The sequence below is a fragment of the Plantibacter sp. genome (genome assembly GCF_059073635.1).
Genome location: NZ_JCACOF010000009.1, coordinates 300,606 through 321,159, shown reverse-complemented (window position 1 = coordinate 321,159; position 20,554 = coordinate 300,606). Strand labels below are relative to the sequence as shown.

General features: G+C 68.6%; 20 protein-coding genes and 2 pseudogenes. 14 read left to right on the top strand and 8 right to left on the bottom strand.

Annotation, left to right across the window (positions count from 1 at the left end):
* Positions 1 to 558 precede the first annotated feature (558 nt).
* The 4 genes from qcrB to ctaE are packed head-to-tail and all read right to left on the bottom strand — an operon-like array spanning position 559 to position 4,804.
* Positions 559 to 2,193, bottom strand: coding sequence for a cytochrome bc1 complex cytochrome b subunit (qcrB, locus tag AC5JOC_RS11505; RefSeq protein WP_064296978.1), 1,635 nt, complete (start codon positions 2,191 to 2,193; stop codon positions 559 to 561).
* A complete protein-coding gene (qcrA, locus tag AC5JOC_RS11500; RefSeq protein WP_085510950.1) occupies positions 2,190 to 3,275 on the bottom strand; it encodes a cytochrome bc1 complex Rieske iron-sulfur subunit in 1,086 nt (361 codons plus the stop codon). Before qcrA ends, qcrB begins: the two co-directional genes overlap by 4 nt.
* A 35-nt stretch (positions 3,276 to 3,310) precedes the next feature.
* Positions 3,311 to 4,156: a cytochrome bc1 complex diheme cytochrome c subunit gene (qcrC, locus tag AC5JOC_RS11495; RefSeq protein WP_064296976.1), complete on the bottom strand. Its 846-nt coding sequence runs from the start codon at positions 4,154 to 4,156 to the stop codon at positions 3,311 to 3,313.
* Positions 4,157 to 4,174: 18 nt separating this feature from the next.
* A complete protein-coding gene (gene ctaE, locus AC5JOC_RS11490; RefSeq protein WP_428844491.1) occupies positions 4,175 to 4,804 on the bottom strand; it encodes an aa3-type cytochrome oxidase subunit III in 630 nt (209 codons plus the stop codon).
* A gap of 183 nt (positions 4,805 to 4,987) precedes the next feature.
* Between ctaE and trpD the strand changes: the two genes are divergently transcribed.
* The 5 genes and pseudogenes from trpD (at position 4,988) to AC5JOC_RS11465 (ending at position 8,833) form a co-directional block, all read left to right on the top strand.
* Positions 4,988 to 6,049: an anthranilate phosphoribosyltransferase gene (gene trpD / locus AC5JOC_RS11485; protein WP_124769392.1), complete on the top strand. Its 1,062-nt coding sequence runs from the start codon at positions 4,988 to 4,990 to the stop codon at positions 6,047 to 6,049.
* A 116-nt stretch (positions 6,050 to 6,165) separates the two neighbouring features.
* Positions 6,166 to 7,168, top strand: a pseudogene (gene dhaK, locus AC5JOC_RS11480) (dihydroxyacetone kinase subunit DhaK).
* 4 nt (positions 7,169 to 7,172) lie between these two features.
* Complete coding sequence (dhaL, locus tag AC5JOC_RS11475; protein WP_137241634.1) at positions 7,173 to 7,817, top strand: dihydroxyacetone kinase subunit DhaL; 645 nt, start codon at positions 7,173 to 7,175, stop codon at positions 7,815 to 7,817.
* On the top strand, positions 7,814 to 8,524 hold the full coding sequence (dhaM, locus tag AC5JOC_RS11470; protein ID WP_494246454.1) for a dihydroxyacetone kinase phosphoryl donor subunit DhaM: 711 nt from the start codon (positions 7,814 to 7,816) through the stop codon (positions 8,522 to 8,524). The genes dhaL and dhaM overlap by 4 nt, the downstream gene beginning before the upstream one ends.
* An 84-nt stretch (positions 8,525 to 8,608) precedes the next feature.
* A complete protein-coding gene (locus AC5JOC_RS11465; RefSeq protein ID WP_124769389.1) occupies positions 8,609 to 8,833 on the top strand; it encodes a hypothetical protein in 225 nt (74 codons plus the stop codon).
* A gap of 21 nt (positions 8,834 to 8,854) precedes the next feature.
* Here AC5JOC_RS11465 and AC5JOC_RS11460 read toward each other — a convergent pair whose 3' ends face one another.
* Both AC5JOC_RS11460 and AC5JOC_RS11455 read right to left on the bottom strand, forming a co-directional pair.
* The gene (locus AC5JOC_RS11460) at positions 8,855 to 9,076 is read right to left on the bottom strand and encodes a hypothetical protein (protein ID WP_494246492.1); all 222 of its coding nucleotides are present in this window, start codon (positions 9,074 to 9,076) and stop codon (positions 8,855 to 8,857) included.
* Positions 9,077 to 9,266: 190 nt separating this feature from the next.
* Positions 9,267 to 9,434 (bottom strand): annotated as a pseudogene (locus AC5JOC_RS11455) (TetR/AcrR family transcriptional regulator); the annotation flags it as partial.
* 264 nt (positions 9,435 to 9,698) lie between these two features.
* On the opposite strand from AC5JOC_RS11455, the gene AC5JOC_RS11450 reads away from it, so the two are divergent.
* The 4 genes from AC5JOC_RS11450 to AC5JOC_RS11435 all read left to right on the top strand — a co-directional run bounded on the left by AC5JOC_RS11450 (position 9,699) and on the right by AC5JOC_RS11435 (position 13,428).
* Positions 9,699 to 10,601, top strand: a complete 903-nt coding sequence (locus tag AC5JOC_RS11450; protein ID WP_494246453.1) for an ATP-binding cassette domain-containing protein — start codon at positions 9,699 to 9,701, stop codon at positions 10,599 to 10,601.
* Between the two features lie 29 nt (positions 10,602 to 10,630).
* Positions 10,631 to 11,452: an ABC transporter permease gene (locus AC5JOC_RS11445; protein ID WP_494246452.1), complete on the top strand. Its 822-nt coding sequence runs from the start codon at positions 10,631 to 10,633 to the stop codon at positions 11,450 to 11,452.
* Between the two features lie 63 nt (positions 11,453 to 11,515).
* Positions 11,516 to 12,727: a sensor histidine kinase gene (locus AC5JOC_RS11440; protein WP_494246451.1), complete on the top strand. Its 1,212-nt coding sequence runs from the start codon at positions 11,516 to 11,518 to the stop codon at positions 12,725 to 12,727.
* Positions 12,724 to 13,428, top strand: coding sequence for a response regulator transcription factor (locus tag AC5JOC_RS11435; RefSeq protein ID WP_494246450.1), 705 nt, complete (start codon positions 12,724 to 12,726; stop codon positions 13,426 to 13,428). The genes AC5JOC_RS11440 and AC5JOC_RS11435 overlap by 4 nt, the downstream gene beginning before the upstream one ends.
* A gap of 111 nt (positions 13,429 to 13,539) precedes the next feature.
* Here AC5JOC_RS11435 and AC5JOC_RS11430 read toward each other — a convergent pair whose 3' ends face one another.
* On the bottom strand, positions 13,540 to 15,912 hold the full coding sequence (locus AC5JOC_RS11430) for an ATP-binding cassette domain-containing protein (RefSeq protein ID WP_494246449.1): 2,373 nt from the start codon (positions 15,910 to 15,912) through the stop codon (positions 13,540 to 13,542).
* Between the two features lie 166 nt (positions 15,913 to 16,078).
* On the opposite strand from AC5JOC_RS11430, the gene AC5JOC_RS11425 reads away from it, so the two are divergent.
* Positions 16,079 to 16,672, top strand: a complete 594-nt coding sequence (locus tag AC5JOC_RS11425) for an HdeD family acid-resistance protein (protein ID WP_164486949.1) — start codon at positions 16,079 to 16,081, stop codon at positions 16,670 to 16,672.
* 73 nt (positions 16,673 to 16,745) lie between these two features.
* On the opposite strand, the gene AC5JOC_RS11420 is transcribed toward AC5JOC_RS11425, so the two are convergent.
* Complete coding sequence (locus tag AC5JOC_RS11420; RefSeq protein WP_079705991.1) at positions 16,746 to 17,510, bottom strand: SDR family oxidoreductase; 765 nt, start codon at positions 17,508 to 17,510, stop codon at positions 16,746 to 16,748.
* Positions 17,511 to 17,704: 194 nt separating this feature from the next.
* Here AC5JOC_RS11420 and AC5JOC_RS11415 point away from each other — a divergent pair, with 194 nt between their 5' ends.
* The 4 genes from AC5JOC_RS11415 to AC5JOC_RS11400 all read left to right on the top strand — a co-directional run bounded on the left by AC5JOC_RS11415 (position 17,705) and on the right by AC5JOC_RS11400 (position 20,496).
* Positions 17,705 to 18,196 carry an NfeD family protein gene (locus AC5JOC_RS11415; protein WP_064296968.1) on the top strand — a complete coding sequence of 164 codons (492 nt, stop codon included), beginning with the start codon at positions 17,705 to 17,707 and terminating at the stop codon, positions 18,194 to 18,196.
* Between the two features lie 2 nt (positions 18,197 to 18,198).
* Positions 18,199 to 19,218 (top strand): SPFH domain-containing protein, encoded by a 1,020-nt coding sequence (locus AC5JOC_RS11410; protein ID WP_085510939.1) that lies wholly within the window; start codon positions 18,199 to 18,201, stop codon positions 19,216 to 19,218.
* A gap of 7 nt (positions 19,219 to 19,225) precedes the next feature.
* A complete protein-coding gene (locus AC5JOC_RS11405) occupies positions 19,226 to 20,005 on the top strand; it encodes a glycerophosphodiester phosphodiesterase family protein (protein WP_494246448.1) in 780 nt (259 codons plus the stop codon).
* Positions 20,006 to 20,133: 128 nt separating this feature from the next.
* Complete coding sequence (locus AC5JOC_RS11400; RefSeq protein WP_064296965.1) at positions 20,134 to 20,496, top strand: RNA polymerase-binding protein RbpA; 363 nt, start codon at positions 20,134 to 20,136, stop codon at positions 20,494 to 20,496.
* The last annotated feature ends 58 nt before the right edge of the window (positions 20,497 to 20,554 follow it).

Below are 20,554 nucleotides of genomic sequence, written 5' to 3'. Positions count from 1 at the left end.
CCGGTGACCCCTGCGCACGTCTGATAGACCAGGGGAGCGGTCCCCGGTCTCTGAGGCTGTCGAGGGGCGCACACCGCCGCCGCAGAGGACTCAGCGTGCGTATCGAAGAGCCCCGGGCGCAGAGTGCGAACCTGGCCCTGAGCCTGTCGGGGGCGCGCGCCGCCCACAGAGGACTCAGGGTGCGTACGAAGAGATCTGGCGCAGGCATTCCGGTCCCTGAGCCCGTCGAAGGGCAGCCGTAGTCCGGTGTCTCCTCAGTACGGCCACGATCACCCTGGGTCGGGAACGTCGCCCCCGGGGCCGGTCGATCGGCTCACATCGTGTGCTGTCGCAGCAGGAATGCCGGTGAACCGCGGTGAGCGAACGCGGGTCCCTGCAGCGTGTCGAAGGGCTCACCTCATCCGCAGCGGCCTTCGGCGCCCGGAGAACGGGGGAGCGGGACTGCACGGACGTCCGCTGTCGCACGCGTCTTGCCGCGGCGCAGTTCGGCGATCCCCGCCCCCAACGACGAAAGCCCCGCAGTCCGTGAGGACTGCGGGGCTTTCCAAGAGGATCCGCCTAGTGGTGGTCGCCGTGGGAACGTTCGATCTCCGTGTTCGTGACCGGAGCGATCCGATCCTCGAAGAACCAGCGGGACATCGCGGCGCGAGCCTTCTGGACACCGGTGATCTTGCCCTTGGCGTTCGGACGGATCATCAACGGCTTGTGGTCGTCGTAGCTCGCGAGGCGCCAGCGCTCGTACTCGTCGACGGGCTCGTGGACCTCGATGAACTCGCCACCGGGGAGGCGGACGATGCGCCCGGTCTCGTAGCCGTGGAGGAGGATCTCGCGATCCTTCTTCTGCAGCGCCAGGCAGGTGCGCTTCGCGATGAAGTAGGCGATGAACGGTCCGAGGATGAGGATCGCCTGCAGCGTGTGGATCACGCCCTCCATCGTCACCTTGAAGTGCGTGGCGATGATGTCCGAGCTCGCAGCAGCCCAGAGGGCGGCGTAGAAGGTGACACCGGCAGCACCGATGGCGGTGCGGGTCGGCGCGTTGCGCGGACGGTCGAGGATGTGGTGCTCGCGCTTGTCACCCGTGATCCACGCCTCGACGAACGGGTAGATGAACACCGTGACGATGAACAGACCCAGGACGAGGACGGGAAGGATGATGTTGAACGAGAACGTGTGATCCCAGAGGACGAACTCGAGGTGCGGCGGAACCAGTCGGAGCGCGCCGTCGGCGAACCCGATGTACCAGTCAGGCTGCGTACCCGCCGAGACCGGGGAGGGGTCGTACGGTCCGTAGTTCCAGATCGGGTTGATCGTGAACAGCGAGGCGATGAGCATCACGACACCGAAGACGATGAAGAAGAAGCCACCGGCCTTCGCCGCGTAGACGGGGAGGACGGGGAATCCGACCACGTTCTGCTCGGTGCGACCGGCGCCCGGGAACTGCGTGTGCTTGTGCACGACGACGAACACCAGGTGCAGGGCGATGAAGAGCAGCACCAGCGCCGGCAGGAGCAGGATGTGGAGCGTGTAGAGGCGGCCGACGATGTCGGTGCCCGGGAACTCCCCGCCGAAGAGCAGGAAGGTCGTCCACGTGCCGATGATGGGCAGACCCTTGACCATGCCGTCGATGATCCGCAGACCGTTACCGGAGAGCAGGTCGTCGGGCAGCGAGTACCCGGTGAAGCCCTCGGCCATGGCCAGGATGAACAGGACGAAACCGATCACCCAGTTCAGCTCACGCGGCTTGCGGAACGCACCGGTGAAGAAGATGCGCAGCATGTGCAGGCCGATGGACGCCACGAACAGCAGGGCCGCCCAGTGGTGCACCTGACGCATCAGGAGGCCGCCGCGGATGTCGAAGGAGATGTCGAGCGTCGACGCCATGGCGACGGACATCTCGATGTTCTTCAGCGGGACGAAGGACCCGTCGTAGTGGACCTCCGCCATCGATGCCTGGAAGAAGAAGGTGAGGAAGGAGCCCGACAGCAGGATGATGACGAAGCTGTAGAGCGCGACCTCGCCGAGGAGGAACGACCAGTGGTCGGGGAAGATCTTGCGGCCGAACTCCTTGACGGCGACCGAGATGGACGTCCGCTCTTCGAGGTAGTTCGCTGCGGCGCCGGTGAATCCACCGGAGCTCTTCGCCGGAGCGGCCTTGGCCTGCTCAGGGGCGCGTGTTGCGGTCGAGGTGCTCAATGACGCTCCCAGAAGCTCGGGCCGACAGGTTCGTGGAAGTCGCTCCGCGCGACGAGGTAGCCCTCGTCGTCGACGGTGATCGGCAGCTGCGGAAGCGGCCGGGCGGCCGGTCCGAAGATGACCGCGCAGTGGTTCGTGACATCGAACTGCGACTGGTGGCAGGGGCAGAGGAGGTGGTGCGTCTGCTGCTCGTAGAGCGCGACCGGGCAACCGACGTGCGTGCACACCTTGGAGTAGGCGACGATGCCGTCGTAGGACCAGTCCTTCTTGGACTCCTCCTCGACGAGGTCTTCGGGCTTCAGCCGCATGAGCAGCACGATCGCCTTCGCCTTCTCGTTGAGGACGTGATCGGCCTCGTGGAGGTTCTCGGGGATCACGTGGAACGCACTGCCGAGGGTCACGTCGGACGCCTTGATGGGCGTACCGGAAGGGTCACGGGCGAGGCGCGTGCCTTCCTTCCACATCGTGTGCTGCATGAGCTCGACGGGGTCTTCGTCGTACGGCGCGAGACCGCGGAACAGCGCGATGCCCGGGAGCGGGAAGACGATGAGCGAGCCGATGAGGCTGTTGCGGATGAGCGCGCGTCGTCCGATGCCGGACTCGACGTTCGCCTGGTGCATGATCTCCACCGCGCGATCGCGGCTGGCCTGGTTGCCGCCGACCTTGTGACGGTAGTCGATGCCTTCTTCGTCGTGCATGAGGGCCTTGCCCCAGTGCACGGCGCCGATACCGATCGCGAGCAGGGCCAACGCCATGCCGAGACCGATGAACAGGTTGTTCAGGCGGACCGAGGCGATGTCCTCGGGCTCGATCGGGAACGCCATGTAGGCGGCGACCGCCCAGACGCTGCCGGCGATCGACAGGTAGAAGAGGGTGTAGACGGCGCGCTCGGCCCGCTTGTCCTTCTTGGGGTCGAGGTCCGTGACGCGCTTCCGGTGCGGAGGCAGGCCGGGGTCGACGACGGCGTCGCGGGAGATGACCCCGGTACCGGTCGCGACCTGCAGCTCCTGCCCGTGGGCGGACGGATCGGCAGACGAGTCGGCGGCTGGGTGACCCGAGCCGCTCGAGTTGTCGTGAGCCATGGTGCTCCTTCTTACGTGTTGTCGATCCGCGTCGGTCAGTTCGACTTCGCGGTGATCCAGACGGTGAGGGCCACGATCGAGCCGAGGCCGAAGATCCAGAGGAACAGGCCCTCGGAGACGGGGCCGAGCGAGCCGAGGTCGTTGCCGCCCGGTGACGGGTTCTTCTCCATGAACTTGAGCGCGGTGATGATGTCGCGCTTGTCCTCGGGGGAGAGGTTCATGTCGTTGAAGACGGGCATGTTCTGCGGGCCGGTGATCATGGCCTCGTAGATGTGGGCGGCGCTGACGCCGACGAGCGAGGGAGCGTACTTGCCCTCGGTCAGGGCGCCACCGGCGGCTGCGACGTTGTGGCACATCGCGCAGTTGATGCGGAAGAGCTGTGCGCCGTTCGAGGCGTCACCCTCACCGTCGAGGTACTGCTCCTCGGGGATCTCCGGGCCGGGTGCGACCGAGGCGACGTAGGCCGCGAGGGAGGAGATCTGCTCCTCGGTGAACTGCACGGGCTTCTCCGGGGCCTGCGGGCCCTGGTTCTGCAGCGGCATCCGGCCGGTGCCGACCTGGAAGTCGACGGCGGCGGCACCGACGCCGAGGAGGCTCGGTCCGGCGGTCGTGCCCTGCATGTCGAGGCCGTGGCAGGTGGCGCAGTTCGCGGAGAAGAGCTTCTCGCCCTCGTCGACGGAGGCCTGCGACTTGGCGGCGGCGACGGGCTCTGCGCTGGCCGTGCTGACGCTGACGGCTGCGTAGGCGCCACCGGTCACGAGGAGGCCGATCGCGAGCAGCGCCGCCGAGGCGAACGGGCTGCGGCGGCCGCTCTTGCGCGTGGCGCGGGCGGCCTTCTTGGACGCCTTGGTGGTCGTCGTCTGGGTGGGGTCAGTCTTCATGGAGTCAGTCATTCCGGGTCAGCGCAGGATGTAGATGACGAAGTAGAGGCCGATCCACACGACGTCGACGAAGTGCCAGTAGTACGAGACGACGATGGCGCTCGTCGCCTCCTTGTGGCCGAATCGTTTGACGGCGTAGGCACGGCCGATCACGAGGAGGAAGGCGATGAGGCCACCGGTCACGTGCAGGCCGTGGAAGCCGGTCGTGAGGTAGAACGCCGAGCCGTACGCGTTCGAGCTGAGGGAGATGCCCTCGCTGACGAGCGTCGCGTACTCGAGGATCTGGCCGGAGACGAACACGGCGCCCAGGGCGTAGGTGAGGAAGAACCACTCGACCATGCCCCACTTGCGCGGGCTCCAGCCCGTCATGCGGGGCTGCATGCGCTCCGCTGCGAAGACGCCGAACTGGCACGTGAACGACGAGGACACGAGGATGATCGTGTTGATCGTCGAGTACGGGACGTTCAGGCGACCGGCCTCGGCCGCCCACAGCTCGGGGGCCATCGATCGCAGCGTGAAGTAGATCGCGAAGAGGCCGGCGAAGAACATGACCTCGCTGCCCAGCCAGACGATCGTTCCAACCGCGACCGTGTTCGGTCGGTTGATCCGGGGCGCGCTCGGCGCAAGGTTGATTGAGGTGCTCGTCACCCCTCCATTATGGCCGAAAGCCGGAGCGGTTTTTCGCATTTCGGGGGCGGCGAGCACGCTCGGTTCAGTAAGGCTAGCCTTATTTCCTGACCGGAATCTTCGGTTCTGCTGCGGGATTCATGTGATCTTCGGCTCCACAGGCCGCTCGGGGCGTCGGCGAGTCGCGCTTGTAAGATCGTCGACATGCCTCTCACGACCTGGCCGACGCTCATCGGCGACCTGCTCGCCGGAACCGATCTCAGTGTGTCGGAGTCGACGTGGGCCATGGAGCGGATCATGACCGGCCAGGTGACGGACGCCCAGCTCGCCGGCTTCCTCATCGCGTTGCGCCGTAAGGGGGAGACGGTCGACGAGATCGTCGGGTTCCGCGACGCGATCCTCGACCACGCGAAGCCGCTCGTCGCCCCGTCCCGGGCCCTCGACATCGTCGGCACCGGCGGCGACCGCTTCGGCACGGTCAACATCTCGACGACCGCCTCCATCGTCGCCGCGGCGACGGGCATCCCCGTCATCAAGCACGGCAACCGTGCGGCGAGTTCCGCCTCGGGATCGAGCGACGTGCTCTCGGCGCTGGGCGTCGACCTCGCCCTGCCGACGGACCTGGTGGGGGAGGTGCTGGCGTCGACGGGCATCACCTTCGCGTACGCGGCGGCGTTCCACCCCGGTTTCGGCCACGCTGGACCGGTCCGTGCGGAGCTCGGCGTGCCGACGGTCTTCAACTTCCTGGGCCCGCTCGTCAACCCGGCCCGGCCGGAGGCGTCGGCGGTCGGCGTCGCGCACGCCGACCGCATCCCGCTGTTCGTGGGCGTCTTCCAGACGCGCGGAGCGACCGCCCTCGTCTTCCGGGGCGACGACGGACTCGACGAACTGACGACGACAGGGCACAGCCACCTCTGGGAGGTCACCCGCGGAGCCGTCACCGAGCACGACCTGGATCCCCGGGAGCTCGGCATCCGCCGTGCGTCGATCGACGATCTCATCGGCGGTGACGCCCAGCACAATGCCGGTGTCGTGCGCGCCACGCTCGCCGGCGAGGAGGGTCCGGTCCGCGACATCGTCCTGCTGAACGCCGCGGCCGGGATCGTGGCGTTCGAACTGTCGGAGGATCCGACGCAGGCCCAGCGGCCGATCCTCGAGCGGTTCGCCGCCGCACTCGTGTCCGCCGCGGCCGTCATCGACTCGGGTGCGGCGACCGCGACCCTCGACGCCTGGGTGGACGCCACCCGCACGCTCGGCTCGCGCTGATCCGCGCCGTGGCCGGGTCTTCCGGCCCTACCGGCGGTGGGCCGCAGCGCGTAGGTTGAGACCCGATGCCGGCATACCCGGTCGGCGGACCCGAACCGATCTTGCAGGAGGATTCAATGAAGAAGCTCATCAATGATCCCAAAGACGTCGTCGTCGAGGCGGTGGCCGGATTCGGCGCCGCGCACTCCGACCTCGTCACCGTGTCGCTCGACCCGGTGTTCATCGCCCGAGCCGATGCCCCGGTCGCCGGGAAGGTGGGGATCGTGAGCGGCGGCGGCAGCGGGCACGAGCCCCTCCACGGCGGGTTCGTCGGATTCGGGATGCTCGACGCCGCCGTACCCGGCCCGGTGTTCACCTCGCCCACTCCGGACCCCATCCTCGCCGCCACGAAGGCGGTGGACGGTGGTGCCGGCGTCCTGCACATCGTCAAGAACTACACGGGCGACGTCCTCAACTTCGAGACCGCGGCCGACCTCGCGCTGGCCGAGGGCATCGAGGTGCGCTCGGTCATCGTCGACGACGACGTCGCGGTGAAGGACTCGCTCTACACGGCGGGGCGACGGGGTGTCGCCGGCACCGTCCTCGTGGAGAAGCTCGCCGGCGCACGTGCCGAGGCCGGGGGAGGACTCGACGAGGTCGCCGACCTCGCGACGAAGGTCAACGAGCGCACCCGCACGATGGGCGTGGCACTCACCCCGTGCGTCGTCCCGCACGCGGGCGAGCCGAGTTTCACCCTGGCCGACGACGAGATCGAGATCGGCATCGGGATCCACGGTGAGCCCGGCCGTGAACGCATCCCGCTGGAGCCCGCCGACCGGATCGTCGACCGGCTGCTCGCCGCCATCCTCGAGGACCTTCCGTACGCGCCCGGGCGAGCGGGCCCTCGTCCTCGTGAACGGGATGGGCGGGACGCCGCAGGTCGAGCTCTTCATCGTCTTCCGCCGCGTGGCCGAGGCGCTCGCGGAGCGCGGGATCGAGGTGGCACGGTCGCTCGTGGGGAACTACACGACCAGCCTCGAGATGCAGGGTGTGTCGATCACCCTCCTGAAACTCGACGACGAACTGATCGAATTGTGGGACGCCCCGGTGCAGACCGCGGCGCTCCGGTGGGGACGGTAGACGGATGGGATTGGACGGAGCCTGGGCGATCGCCTGGATGCGGGGGAGTGCGGCGGTCGTCGCAGAGCATCGGGTGGAGCTGATCACGCTCGACCGCGACATCGGGGACGGCGACCATGGCGAGAACCTCGACCGCGGGTTCTCCGCGATCCTGCCGAAGCTCGACGAGCAGCCTGCTGATGCGACGCCCGCCGACATCCTCAAGCTCGCCGCGACGACGCTCATCTCGACCGTCGGAGGCGCGAGCGGCCCGCTGTACGGCACCGCGCTGCTCAAGGCGTCGATCGCCGTGGCCGGCCAGGAGGACCTCGACGCCGATGCCGTCGTCGCCCTGCTGACGGCGGCACGCGACGGGATCGTGCTCCGTGGCAAGGCCGAGGTCGGCGACAAGACCATGGTCGACGCGTGGACACCCGCCGTGGACGCTGCATCCGCGGCGGCGGCGGCGGGGGAGTCGCCGGCACGGGTGCTGGCCGCAGCCGCGGACGCCGCGTGGGGTGGCGCCGCCGCGACCGAACCGCTCGTCGCCCGCAAGGGGCGCGCCAGCTACCTCGGAGAACGGGCCATCGGGCACCGCGACCCTGGGGCGCAGTCCACCTCCTATCTCCTGCAAGCGGCGGCTGCCGCCGCTGGGGAGGGTGCTGCATGAGCGGGGGAGCCGTCGGCCTCGTCTTCGTCTCGCACAGCGCGCTGATCGCGGAGGGGCTCATCGCCCTGGCGCGGCAGATGGCGCCCGACGCGGCCCTCGCCGCAGCCGGCGGTACCGATGAGGGAGGGATCGGCACGAGCTTCGAGCTGGTCTCCGCCGGGATCGCCGCCGTGGACTCCGGGGCCGGGGTGGTGGTGCTGTGCGATCTGGGATCGGCGATCCTGACCGCTGAGACGGCACTCGACTTCCTCGACGACGACGTCCGAGGCCGGGTACGCATCGTCGACGCCCCGCTCGTCGAAGGCGGGGTCGCCGCAGCCGTGGCCGCGCAGACCGGCGCGTCGCTCGACGAGGTCGTGGACGCCGCGCGGTCTGCAGCCGGCGGTGACCCTGCCCAGCACGGCGCCGACGAGGCGACTCGGGCGGGTGGGTCCGACGACCCGACAGCGCCCCACGCCGCAGCCTCCGTGACCCTGCGGAACAAGGACGGGCTCCACGCTCGACCCGCTGCGGAGTTCGTGAAGCTGGCGAGCACGTTCGCGGCCAAGGTGGTCGTGAACGGGAAGGACGCCAAGAGCCTGCTCGGGATCATGTCACTGGGCCTCGTCAAAGGGGCGGTCGTGGAGCTGCAGGCGGACGGTCCGGACGCGGAGGATGCCATCGGGGCACTGGCGTCGCTCATCGAATCCGGCTTCGGAGAGGTCTGACGGGTCGCGCTCGGGGCGGAAGCAGGTCGGCGCCCCGTGCGCAACGGGGTGGTCGACGCCGGCGGTCGGCGTAGCATGACCCGCATGAACGAGCAGACGAAGACGTCGGACACCGAAGACCGCCAGTGCACGGTCTGTGGCCATCCGCTCGCCGAGCACACCTTCGACCGTTCCTCCGGGCACGATCACTTCATGACCTGCCCGACGGGGGAGCGGCTTCCGGACCCGGCGCAGTCCGCCATCCCGGTCAACGAGTTCGGGATGCCGCTCTGGGACCAGGACCCCGATCGACCTGCTCCGTCGGCCTGACGACCGCGGTGGTCTGCGCCGTCAACCGAGGAGGAGCAGCGACCGGACGGCGACGCTGACACCCGTTGTGCTCGACGCCGGCGTCTCGTGCAGTGCGCTGCCGTCGACGAGCCAGCGCACCCATCGGACGAGCTGCTCCGGCGTGGCGTCGGAGCGGGCTGCGCTGGTGCGAACCGCCTCGGTGATGTGGTCGAGGAGGAAGCGGTCGACCATGTCCCGCTCGACGTCGAGGACGGCCGCCACGGTCGTGGAGATGCGCCATGCCCTGGACCGCGCGAGCGAAACCGACCGTCTGGTCGGCGGCCCGTTGGCGGTCGAGTGCGCCGAGATAGGTGGTCAACGCAGGGCGCCCAGGCCCGGCGCGCGTGGCGAGGTGCAGTTGCTCCTCGGTCCAGGCGGCGCTCACGCGCAGCAGCGTGACCAGGATGTCGAGCTTGGTGGGGAAGTAGTGGAACAGGGTCCCCGAGGAGATGTCCGCCGCTCGGCAGATATCAGCCGTCGACGTGGTCTCATACCCCTCGGTGGCGAAACAGCGGTAGGCCGCAGCGAGGATCGCGGTCTGGCGCGCGGTGAACCGCTGTGGGTCGACGATTCTCGGCATGACTGCTCCCGTATTCCTAGTGCACCTACTCTAGAGCACGCACTCTATCAATTCGGTCCAGGTCAGAGCTGACTTCCCCGCCGATGCGATCATGTCGCGCAGCTCGGAGCGCAAGGCGGTGCTCCCTCGCGGCCGGACGCTCGGCGAGTCAGGTCGCCGCGGAGTCCGACGACGATGATCAACCCCTGGTTGGCAGTCGCCGACGCACACGCGTCCGTAGCGTCGATGGCACGAGGTGACCGCTACGAGCAGGAGGAAGACGCCATGACGATCGACGTGGAGGGGCTGACCAAGACCTACCGAGGCACGTACGCGGTGCGCGATGTGAGTTTCAGTGTCCAATCGGGCAAGGTCACCGGGTTCCTGGGGCCGAACGGCGCCGGCAAGTCCACGACGATGCGTTCGATCGTCGGGCTCGACCGTCCCACCGCTGGTCGTGCACGTATCGACGGCTCTGAGTACCGAGCGTTGGCCGCGCCGCTGCGCGAGGTCGGTGCTCTGCTGGACGCGAGGGCGGCGCACCGCTCGCGGTCGGCGCTGAACCACCTCACCTCGATCGCGGCGACGCACCGCATCCCGCGCTCGCGCGTCGACGAGGTGCTCGAGGCGACGGGTCTCAGCGCGGTCGCCAGGAAGAAGGTCGGCGGGTTCTCCCTCGGGATGGGTCAGCGCTTGGGGATCGCCGCGGCACTGCTGGGCGATCCGGGCACGCTCATCCTCGACGAGCCGGTCAACGGCCTGGACCCCGAGGGCGTGACCTGGGTCCGGGAGCTCCTGGCCCGGCTGGCGGCCGAGGGGCGGACGGTGTTCCTGTCCTCGCACCTCCTGAACGAGCTCGCGCTCATCGCGGACCACGTGATCATCATCGGTCGCGGCGAGATCATCGCGGACGCACCCATCGGTTCGCTCACCGAGCAGGGAGACGGTCGTGTCCGCGTTCGCACCCTCGATGCGCCTGCACTCACTCGCCGGATCACCTCAGCGGGGGCGACCGTCGCGTCGAGCGAGCCGGGCGTGCTGGACGTGGAGGGCCTCTCCGCGGAGCAGATCGCCCGTGCCGCAAACGAGGCGGGAGTGCTGATCACCGAGCTGACGCCCCTGCGCCAGACCCTCGAAGAGGCCTACAACCGACTGACCCGCGACGCGCAGGAATTCGTCTCCGCCTGACGTCGCGCCCCCTCGAAAGGACCATCCTCATGAGCACCACCACCGACATGGCCGCGGCACCCGTCGTGCGGCGCTTCCCCGCAGGCGAGGTCAGCCTCGGCGGCACGATCGTCTCCGAATGGATCAAGTTCCGTGGACTCGCCTCGAACCACGTCCTCGCAGGATTCGCGTTCCTGCTGCTGACCGCGAACGGGATCGCGATGCCCTGGGCGTACGTCTTCCGCGACCGCGGGTCACCGCAGGCGAACTACGACGCCTACCCCGAGATGATCGTCGACAAGACCGGTTACGTCGGGATCGTCCTCGCGGTGCTCGCCGTCCTGATGATCACGAACGAGTACCGGTCCGCGCAGATCGGCACGACACTGCTCGCGGTTCCGCGTCGGACGGCGGTGCTCGTCGCGAAGGCCTCGATCATCGCGGGTGTCTCGTTCCTCATCGGTGTCGTCAGCTCAGCCGTCGGGTTCGCCCTCGCGCCCATCATCCTGGCCGGGGGCGGATACGGCTATGTGCTGGAGACACCCGAGCTGGCGCGGTTGGTGCTCGGATCCGGGCTCTACCTGGCGGCCCTCAGCATCCTCGGAATCGCACTCGGCACCATCATCCGCAACGTCGTCGCCGCGGTGCTCGCGACGATCGTGCTCCTCCTCATCGTGCCGGTGATCCCGCAGATGTTCTCCGAATACGGCACCGAGATCACCCGCTTCTTCCCGATCCAGGCCGGCTCCCTGCTCCTCGCCCCGACCGGTACGGACCCGATGGGACCGTGGACCGGGTATGCCGTTCTGCTGATCTGGACGCTGGCGTCGTTCGTCGTCGCAGCGATCACGTTCCTGCGCCGCGACGCCTGAACGGTGCTCACGAGGGGCGCGAGGGAGAATGGGAGCCGAGCTCAGCGTGGAGGTGGCAAGGGTATGAGTGCGATCCAGCCGGTCGTGGACGCCGCGGAGGTCGACCGTGTCCTCGGCACACGCGTGCTGCGCTGGTTCAGCGCCCACCAGCGTGTGGTCGACGCACTGGTCGCTGTGACCTGTCTCCTGGTCCAGGCGCTCGGGCTGGTCCTGCCGGGTGCGCAACCGCTCTGGCCGGGGTTGCCGTTGGTGATCCTCTCGAGCGTGCTCCTGTTGTGGCGGCGTCGGTATCCGCGGGCGATCCTCGTCGCCGTCGCGCTCGCGAACACGGCGGGTGTGCTCCTGCCCGCCCCCGTCGCACCGGTGACGCTGCCCGCCGCCGTCGCGCTGTATACGGTAGCCGCCATGCTGCCCACCAGAACCGCGCTGTCGGGCTATGCGGTCCTCGTGGGGCTCCCTGCGGCGGGACTGCTCGTCCGTCTGCTCATGACGGGGTCGTCCCAGGCCCCGTCGTTGCTGGAACCGCTGGCGCTGCTCGCTCTTGCCGCAGGTGTCGCCGCCCGCGGTGTGACGCAGCGCCGAGCGGCCCTCACCCAACTCGTGAACCAACGACTCACCACGGCGCGGGTGGTGGAGCGGCAGCGGATCGCCGCGGAGATGCACGATGTCGTCGCCCACTCGCTGTCGACGATGATCTCCCTCGCGGACGGGGCGTCCAGCGGCTGGGAACGGCACCCCGAGCGGTCGGCCCGAGCGCTCGCGCAGCTGGGTGGCGTCGGGCGCAGCGCGCTGGGCGAGATGAACCGCGTCCTGCAGGTACTCCGAGAGGGGGATGCGGTGCTGGATCAGCGTCTGCACCGGTCGGGACACAACGTCTCCGACGTGGAGGAGGTCGTCGAGGTCTTCCGCAGCACCGGCATGCCCGTCACGCTCACCCGCTCCGGCGGGGCCATGCCGGAGCAGCCCGCTCTGGTGACGACGGTGTACCGGATCGTCCAGGAGTCGCTCACCAACGTGTTGCGGTACGCCGTCGACCCCACGCGGGTCGAGGTCGGCATCGACGTGGCGCCCGGCACCGTCGCGGTGCGGGTCACCGACGACGGCCGCATCGACACCCACCGAACTCGAGCTCCGAGCCAGGGGAGTGGGCAGGGGCTTCCGGGTATCGCCGCTCGAGCCGCGGCGTACGGCGGCACGAGCGAAGCAGGGCCCTGCGCGGGCGGGGGCTGGTCGACGAGCGCGACGCTGCACATCGACCGAGGAGCAGCGACGTGAGCACGACCAGTCCCTCGATCATCAGCGTGCTGGTGGTGGACGACCAGGAACTCGTCCGGGTGGGCAGCGCGCTGACCCTGGACTCCGCGCCGGACATCGAGGTCGTAGGGGAGGCGGCGACGGGTGAGGAGGCGATTCGGCGTGCACGGGAACTGCGACCGGACGTCGTCCTCATGGATGTGCGGATGCCCGGGATGGGAGGCGTCGAAGCGACCAGGATCATCACCACGGTCCACCCGGCCACACGCGTCCTCATCCTCACCACCTTCGACATCGACGAGTACGCGTTCGGGGGCCTCGACGCCGGCGCCAGCGCCTTCCTGCTGAAGAGCACCCCACCAGACCGGTTGCAGGAGGCTGTTCGGACGATCCATGCCGGTGATGCCGTCGTCGAACCCAGGATCACGAAGCGACTCATCGAGCACTATGCCTCCGGTGGACGGTCGCGCGAGCACGGGGGAGCAGGTGGGACAGCCCACCCGCTGGACCCGCTCAGCCCGCGCGAGCTCGACGTGTTCGGATGCATCGTCGCCGGGCTGTCGAATCGTGAGATCTCCGACGCACTCCACCTGTCGCCGTCCACGGTCAAGACGCACGTCAACCGGATCTTCGCCAAGTTGCACCTCCGCGACCGGGTCCACGCGGTGATCCTGGGACAGGACCTCCGAACCCGAGCCGCGGGGCGGGGCAGATTCAGATGAGTTGACATAATGTGCATTATCAGCTCTTTCCAGCCCGCCGCGAGCGGGGTCCGATCGGGTCACGTCCGCCTGCATCACCGACCTGAGGATCGCGGCGACGACCGGGGCGCGTCAGGAGCCGATGTACCGAGCGAGATGTTCTCCGGTCAGCGTCGAGCGATCGGCGACGAGCGCTGCGGGCGTCCCGGTGAACACCAGACGTCCGCCGTCGTGACCTGCGCCGGGTCCGAGGTCGATGATCCAGTCCGCATGCGCCATGACCGCCTGATGATGCTCGATGACGATGACCGACTTGCCGGAGTCCACCAACCGGTCCAGGAGCCCGAGCAGGTTCTCCACGTCGGCGAGGTGCAGGCCCGTCGTCGGCTCGTCCAGGATGTAGACCTCGCCCGAGTCGGCCATCTGCGTCGCCAGTTTGAGTCGCTGTCGTTCGCCTCCTGACAGGGTCGTCAACGGCTGTCCGAGGCTGAGATAGCCGAGCCCGACGTCGGCGAGTCGCGCCAGGATGAGGTGCGCGGCTGGCGTCCGGGCCGGCCCGTCGGCGAAGAAGGCCTCGGCTTCCGTCACCGACATCGCGAGCACCTCGCTGATGTCCCGCTCCCCCAACTGATATTCCAGAACGGAAGCATCGAACCGGCGACCCTCGCACACCTCGCAGACGGTCGAGACGCTCGCCATGACGCCGAGATCGGTGAAGACGACCCCGGCGCCGTTGCAGTTCGGGCAGGCACCCGCCGAGTTCGAGCTGAACAGCGCCGGCTTGACCCCGTTGGCCTTTGCGAACGCCTTGCGGATGGGCTCGAGCAGACCCGTGTACGTCGCCGGGTTGCTGCGACGCGAGCCGCGGATCGGGCTCTGGTCGACCGTCACCACACCGGCACGCCCGGCGACCGAGCCGTGGATGAGGGAGCTCTTGCCCGAGCCGGCGACACCCGTGACGACCACGAGGACGCCGAGCGGCACGTCGACGTCGACGGCCTGCAGGTTGTGCCGGTCGGCGCCGCGGATCTCGATGACACCGGTCGGTCGACGCAGCGCCGGCTTGAGCGCGGCGCGGTCGTCGAAGTGGCGCCCGGTGAGGGTGTCGCTCGCTCGGAGGCCGTCCACACTCCCCTGGAACGTCACCTGTCCCCCGCCGGTCCCGGCTCCGGGGCCGAGGTCGACGACGTGGTCGGCGATCGTGATCGTCTCCGGCTTGTGCTCCACCACGAGGACGGTGTTCCCCTTGTCGCGGAGCCGCAGGAGCAGTTCGTTCATCCGCTGGATGTCATGCGGGTGCAGTCCGACGGTCGGCTCGTCGAACACGTAGGTCACGTCGGTGAGCGACGACCCCAGATGGCGGATCATCTTCGTCCGCTGCGCCTCCCCACCAGAGAGGGTGCCCGTCGTGCGGTCGAGGGACAGGTACCCCAAACCGATGGCGACGAAGGAGTCCAGCGTCTCCTGGAGGACCGTCAGGAGTGGGCGCACCGACGGTGCGTCGAGCGCCCGGGTCCACGCCGCGAGGTCGCTGATCTGCATCGCGCACAGTTCGGCGATGTTCCGACCGGCGATGCGCGAACTCCGTGCGCCCTCGCTCAGGCGGGTCCCCTCACACGCCGGACACGTGGTGAAGGTGACGGCGCGGTCGACGAATGCGCGGATGTGCGGCTGCATCGCCTCACGGTCCTTCGAGAGGAACGACTTCTGCACCTTCGGGATCAGGCCCTCGTAGGTCATGTTGATGTCGCCGACCTTGACCTTCACCGGCTCCTTGTGGAGGAAGTCGTGGAGCTCCCGCTCCGTGTAGTCCTGGATGGGCTTGTCCGCGTCGAGGAATCCGGATCCGGTGAAGATCCGCACGCCCCAGCCGTCGGGTGTGTAGCCGGGGATCGTGAGTGCACCCTGGTTGAGCGACTTCGTGGCGTCGTAGAGCTGGGAACGGTCGATGTCGTTCACGGTCCCCATCCCCTCGCACCGAGGGCACATGCCGCCGGTGATCGAGAAGCTCCGCCGTTCCTTCGTGCTCTGTCCCCCGCGCTCGATGGTCACCGCTCCGGCGCCGCTGATCGAGGCGACGTTGAAGGAGAAGGCCTGCGGAGACCCGATGGACGGGTCTCCGATCCGACTGAAGAGGATGCGCAGCATGGTGTTCGCGTCCGTCGCCGTGCCCACCGTCGAACGTGAGTTCGCGCCCATCCGCTCCTGGTCGACGATGATCGCCGTGGTGAGTCCCTCGAGCACGTCGACGTCGGGCCGCGCCTGCGACGGCATGAAGCCCTGGACGAACGCGCTGTAGGTCTCGTTGATCATCCGCTGCGACTCGGCGGCGATCGTCCCGAAGACGAGTGAGCTCTTCCCCGAGCCGGACACACCGGTGAACACGGTGAGGCGGCGCTTCGGGAGGTCGACGTCGACGTCGCGCAGATTGTGCTCGCGGGCACCCCTGACCCGGATGACGTCGTGGCTGTCGGCGGCCCTGGTGTGCATCGGCGTCTCGCTCATGGCGATCAGCGTATCCGTCGTCATCGTCGGCGTCTCGCCTCGATCGGCACTGGACCCGCGCGACATGAAAGGTCATGCTGTGAAACACCTGTGTGAATGCGTCACACTGGTGGAACGCACCCGGTCTGCTCGGGAGCGCCGCACTGTCCACCGTCAGGAGCCGACCATGTCCGAATCATCCACCACCACCTACACGCTGAACTCCGCCAAGCTGACCGCGAGCCAGATCTCCGGTGTCCGATGGGCCTTCGCCGTCGGTGGGATCCTCACGATCCTCTTGGGTGTCTTCCTGCTGGTCGCGCCGAAGGCCTCGCTGGTCGCCGTCGCGTGGATCTTCGCCGTCTACTTCCTGGTCGCCGGGATCGCCCGCATCACGCGTGGCGTCGTCGCTCGGGAGCACGGCGGACTCTGGCGGGTCCTCACGATCGTGTTCGGTGTGCTGCTGCTGGCCGCCGGCGTCTACATCTTCATCGATCCGCTGCTCGGCATCGGCGCGCTCGTCTTCGTGATCGGTGTCTCCTGGATCGTCGAGGGCGTGGCCTCGCTGTTCGACTCGGCACCCGACGTGTCGCGGTGGATCACGATCCTCTACGGCGTCATCAGCGTCGTCGCAGGCGTGTTCGTCCTCGCGAACCCGCTGCTCGCCGCCGTGACCCTCCTGCTCGTCACCGCGTTCTTCCTCATCGCGGCCGGCGTCGTCGAGATCATCCAGGCGATCACCTTCGGCAAGCAGGTGAAGCGGGCCGGTCTCGCCGGCTGACACCGGGTGGCAGGACGACGAACGCCCGGTCCCTCGAAGGACCGGGCGTTCGTCGTCGTGTCAGGATCGTCGACTACTCGGCGATGAAGTCGCTCGTGTCCCCCACGTAGCGGGTGTGGTCCTCGGGGATCGGGTCCACGGCGGCCGAGGCGACCTCGGCCGCGAACTCGCCCACGTTGTAGAGACGACCGGCCGACTCCTTGCGGGAGCTGATCGCACCGGGGTTGGCGCGTTCGAGGAGGGTCGCGGTGATGGTCCCCTCGATCATGTCGCCTGAGACGACCACGAACTCGACACCGGCCGCGTCGAACTGGTCCTGCTTGGCGCGGAGCGCGTCCTCGCCCGCGCGCTTGGACGTCGCGACCGGGACGTACTCGGGCATCGTCGGCGTGGTCCGGATGAAGTGCGCCTGGTGGCTCGTGACGAACACGATCCGCGAGCCGGGGCGGAGCAGCGGGAGGGCGTGTTCGACGACGCTCACCTGTGCGTCCCGGTTGAGCTGCATGGCGTAGTCCTCGGCCATGCCGCTCTCCATCCCTCCGGAGGCGTTCAGCACCAGGACGTCGAGGTCGCCGAGTTCGGCCTTCGTGGTCGCGAACATGGCGGCGACCGAGGTGGGGTCGGTGAGGTCGGCTCCGACCACCAGGGCTTGCACACCGAGGGCTCGCACTTCGTCGGCGAGCTTGACGGCGCGAGCCTCCTTGTTCCGGTAGTTGATCACGACGTTGGCGCCGGCACCGGCGAAGTACCGGATGGTGTCGGCACCGATGCCGCGGGACGAGCCCGTCACGAGGACGTTCTTCCCGGAGAGTGATCCGGCGGCCAGGGGGTTCGTCACGTGAGGGCTCCTTCAGATCTGGGGCCGCTCATCGGCGGCTGGTTCCAGCCAACGACCTTACCAACAACCGGCAGACGGATCCGGTTCGGCGGTCCACCCAGCTGATAGCGTTGAACCCGACCGGCGCACCGTCTCGCGCTCCCCCGGACTGCGAGGCGGCAGACGCGAGAGCCGATCCGGGAGGAATCCGCACCATGGACGTCATCACCGAGTACGCCTGGATCGCCTGGTTGGTCCTGATCCTCGTGTTCGTCATCATCGAGATCCTGTCGCTCGAGTTCACCTTCCTCATGCTCGCGCTCGGCGGCACCGTCGGGCTGCTCTCCGGCCTCCTCGGCGCTCCGTGGTGGCTCCAGCTGCTCATCGCAGCCGCTGCCGCCCTCCTGCTCCTGTTGGCCGTCAGGCCGCCGCTGCTCCGAGCGCTGCAACGCGGCGCGGACCCGGCGAAGAGCAACGTCGACGCGCTCCTCGGCATGCCGGGGCTCGTGCTCTCGACGGTGACCCCGCACGGTGGCCAGGTGAAGCTCGGCAACGGCGAGGTCTGGACCGCCAGGACCCCGCACGACTCCCCCGCGTCGTCCCTCGAGCCCGGCACGCGCATCGTCCTGTCCGTCGTCGACGGTGCCACCGCCGTCGTCGTCCCCGTCCCAACCCACCCGGCACCGCTGGGCGAGCAGAAGGAGTAGTCGTGAACGACATCTCATCAGGAGCGATCATCGGCTGGGTGATCGCGGCCATCGTCGTCATCTTCGTGCTGGTGGTGCTGTTCCGATCCATCCGCATCATCCCGCAGGCGAGCGCCGGTGTGGTCGAGCGGCTCGGCAAGTACCACAAGACCCTCTTGCCGGGTCTGAACCTGCTCATCCCGTTCATCGACCGGTTGCGGCCGCTCATCGATCTGCGCGAGACCGTCGTCTCCTTCCCGCCGCAGCCGGTGATCACCGAGGACAACCTCGTCGTCTCGATCGACACGGTCGTCTACTTCCAGGTGACCGACGCGCGAGCCGCGACGTACGAGATCGCGAACTACCTGGGAGCCGTCGAGCAGCTGACCACGACGACGCTCCGAAACGTCGTCGGTGGGCTGAACCTCGAGGAGGCGCTGACGAGCCGCGACGAGATCAACAGCAAGCTCCGCATCGTGCTCGACGAGGCGACCGGTAAGTGGGGCATCCGCGTCGGACGCGTCGAGCTCAAGGCGATCGACCCGCCGCTCTCCATCCAGGACTCCATGGAGAAGCAGATGCGGGCCGAGCGCGACCGTCGTGCCCTCATCCTCACCGCTGAGGGAACCAAGCAGTCGGCGATCCTGACGGCCGAGGGTGCGCGGCAGGCCGAGATCCTCCGCGCCGAGGGTGATGCCCAGGCAGCCGTGCTCCGTGCTCAGGGTGAGGCGTCCGCCATCCAGACGGTGTTCAAGGCCATCCACGACGGCGACCCCGACGAGAAGCTCCTGGGCTACCAGTACCTGCAGATGCTCCCGAAGCTCGCGGAAGGCCAGGCGAACAAGCTCTGGGTCATCCCGAGCGAACTGACCGAGGCGCTCAAGGGCATCGGCTCCGCCTTCGGGCCGGGGAACACCCGCGACCCTGCGGCCACGGCACGGGCGGCGGCCGCAGCTGCGCAGGCGCCCTCCTTCACCACCGCGCCGGCCTCGTCGCCCCAGACGCCACCGGCGCCGACGACCCCCGTCCAGCCCGAGGGCTGAGCACGCGGTGACGACAGCGGTCCTCCCCTACTTCCGTCCGGCCCGTCCTCGGGTCCTCGCCCATCGAGGGCTGGCCGGGCCGGGGGTCCCCGAGAACACGCTGTCGTCCTTCCGCCGTGCCCTGGCTGCCGGCGCCGAGTACGTCGAGACCGATGCGCACTGCACGCGCGACGGACACGCCGTCCTCTTCCACGACCCGTCCCTGCGCCGCATCACGGGCGATCCGAGACCGATCGCCGACCTCGAACTCGCGGAACTCCAGCGGATCGACCTCGGCGGCGATCGCATCCCGACGTTGTCGGAGGCGCTGGCCGAGTTCCCCGGGGCACGCTTCAACCTCGACATCAAGGCCGCGGCAGCGGCTGCACCGGCGGCTGCCGCGATCGTCGGCGCCGGTGCCGCCGATCGGGTGCTCGTCACCTCCTTCGACGAGGGCAGACGTTCCGCGATCGTGCGGGCCGTGGGGCTGGAGGCCGGTGCCGACTCCGTGGCCTCATCCGCGTCGGCCCGGATCCTGCTCCGCGTCCTCCCCGCAGCCGCCCTCGGGCTCCGCGGAGCACTCCGCCGGTCGCTCGACGGTGTCCAGGCGCTCCAGGTGCCCGAACGGTTCCGCGGCGTGCCCGTCGTGACGAAGCGTCTCCTCGCACAGATGCACGCCCTCGGCGTCGAGGTGCACGTGTGGACGGTCAACGACCCCGCCGACATGCGACGCCTGCTGGATCTCGGCGTCGACGGCCTCGTCACCGACCGTTGTGATCTCGCGCTCGAGCTGGTCCGCTCGCGCTGACGGGTCGGCTCGCCGCAGCTGGCGTCGTCTGCAGCTGGGCAGGAGCTGAGAGCCGGATGGGTGAACGGAACAGTTTACCCAGCTTGTGGGTTTATAACTGTGGATGCCGAGCGAGAGGAGACCACACAATGGCAGATCGCAGTTTGCGCGGAATGCGCCTGGGCGCCCAGAGTCTACAAACGGAAGAGGGCGTCATATTCTCGGCGCGGAGCAACCACATCTACCGGTGTCAGAGTTGCGAGCGCGAGACCACCATGACCTTCGCCGCCGATGCGGAAGTCCCCGAACTGTGGGAGTGCCGCCACTGCGGTGCGGAGGCCGTCCTCCTCGTCGACTCGAAGCCCGTCGTCGTCGACCGCGGTGACGTGAAGACGCCCCGCAGCCACTGGGACATGCTGCTCGAGCGCCGCTCGCGCGATGAGCTCGAGGAGCTGCTCGAAGAGCGGCTCTCGTATCTCCGCGCCCGTCGCGGCCAGCAGAAGAGCGCGTGACACCGAGCGCTTGACAGGCCTCCCCTCGATCGGCTGATCCGGTATCGGATCAGCCGAT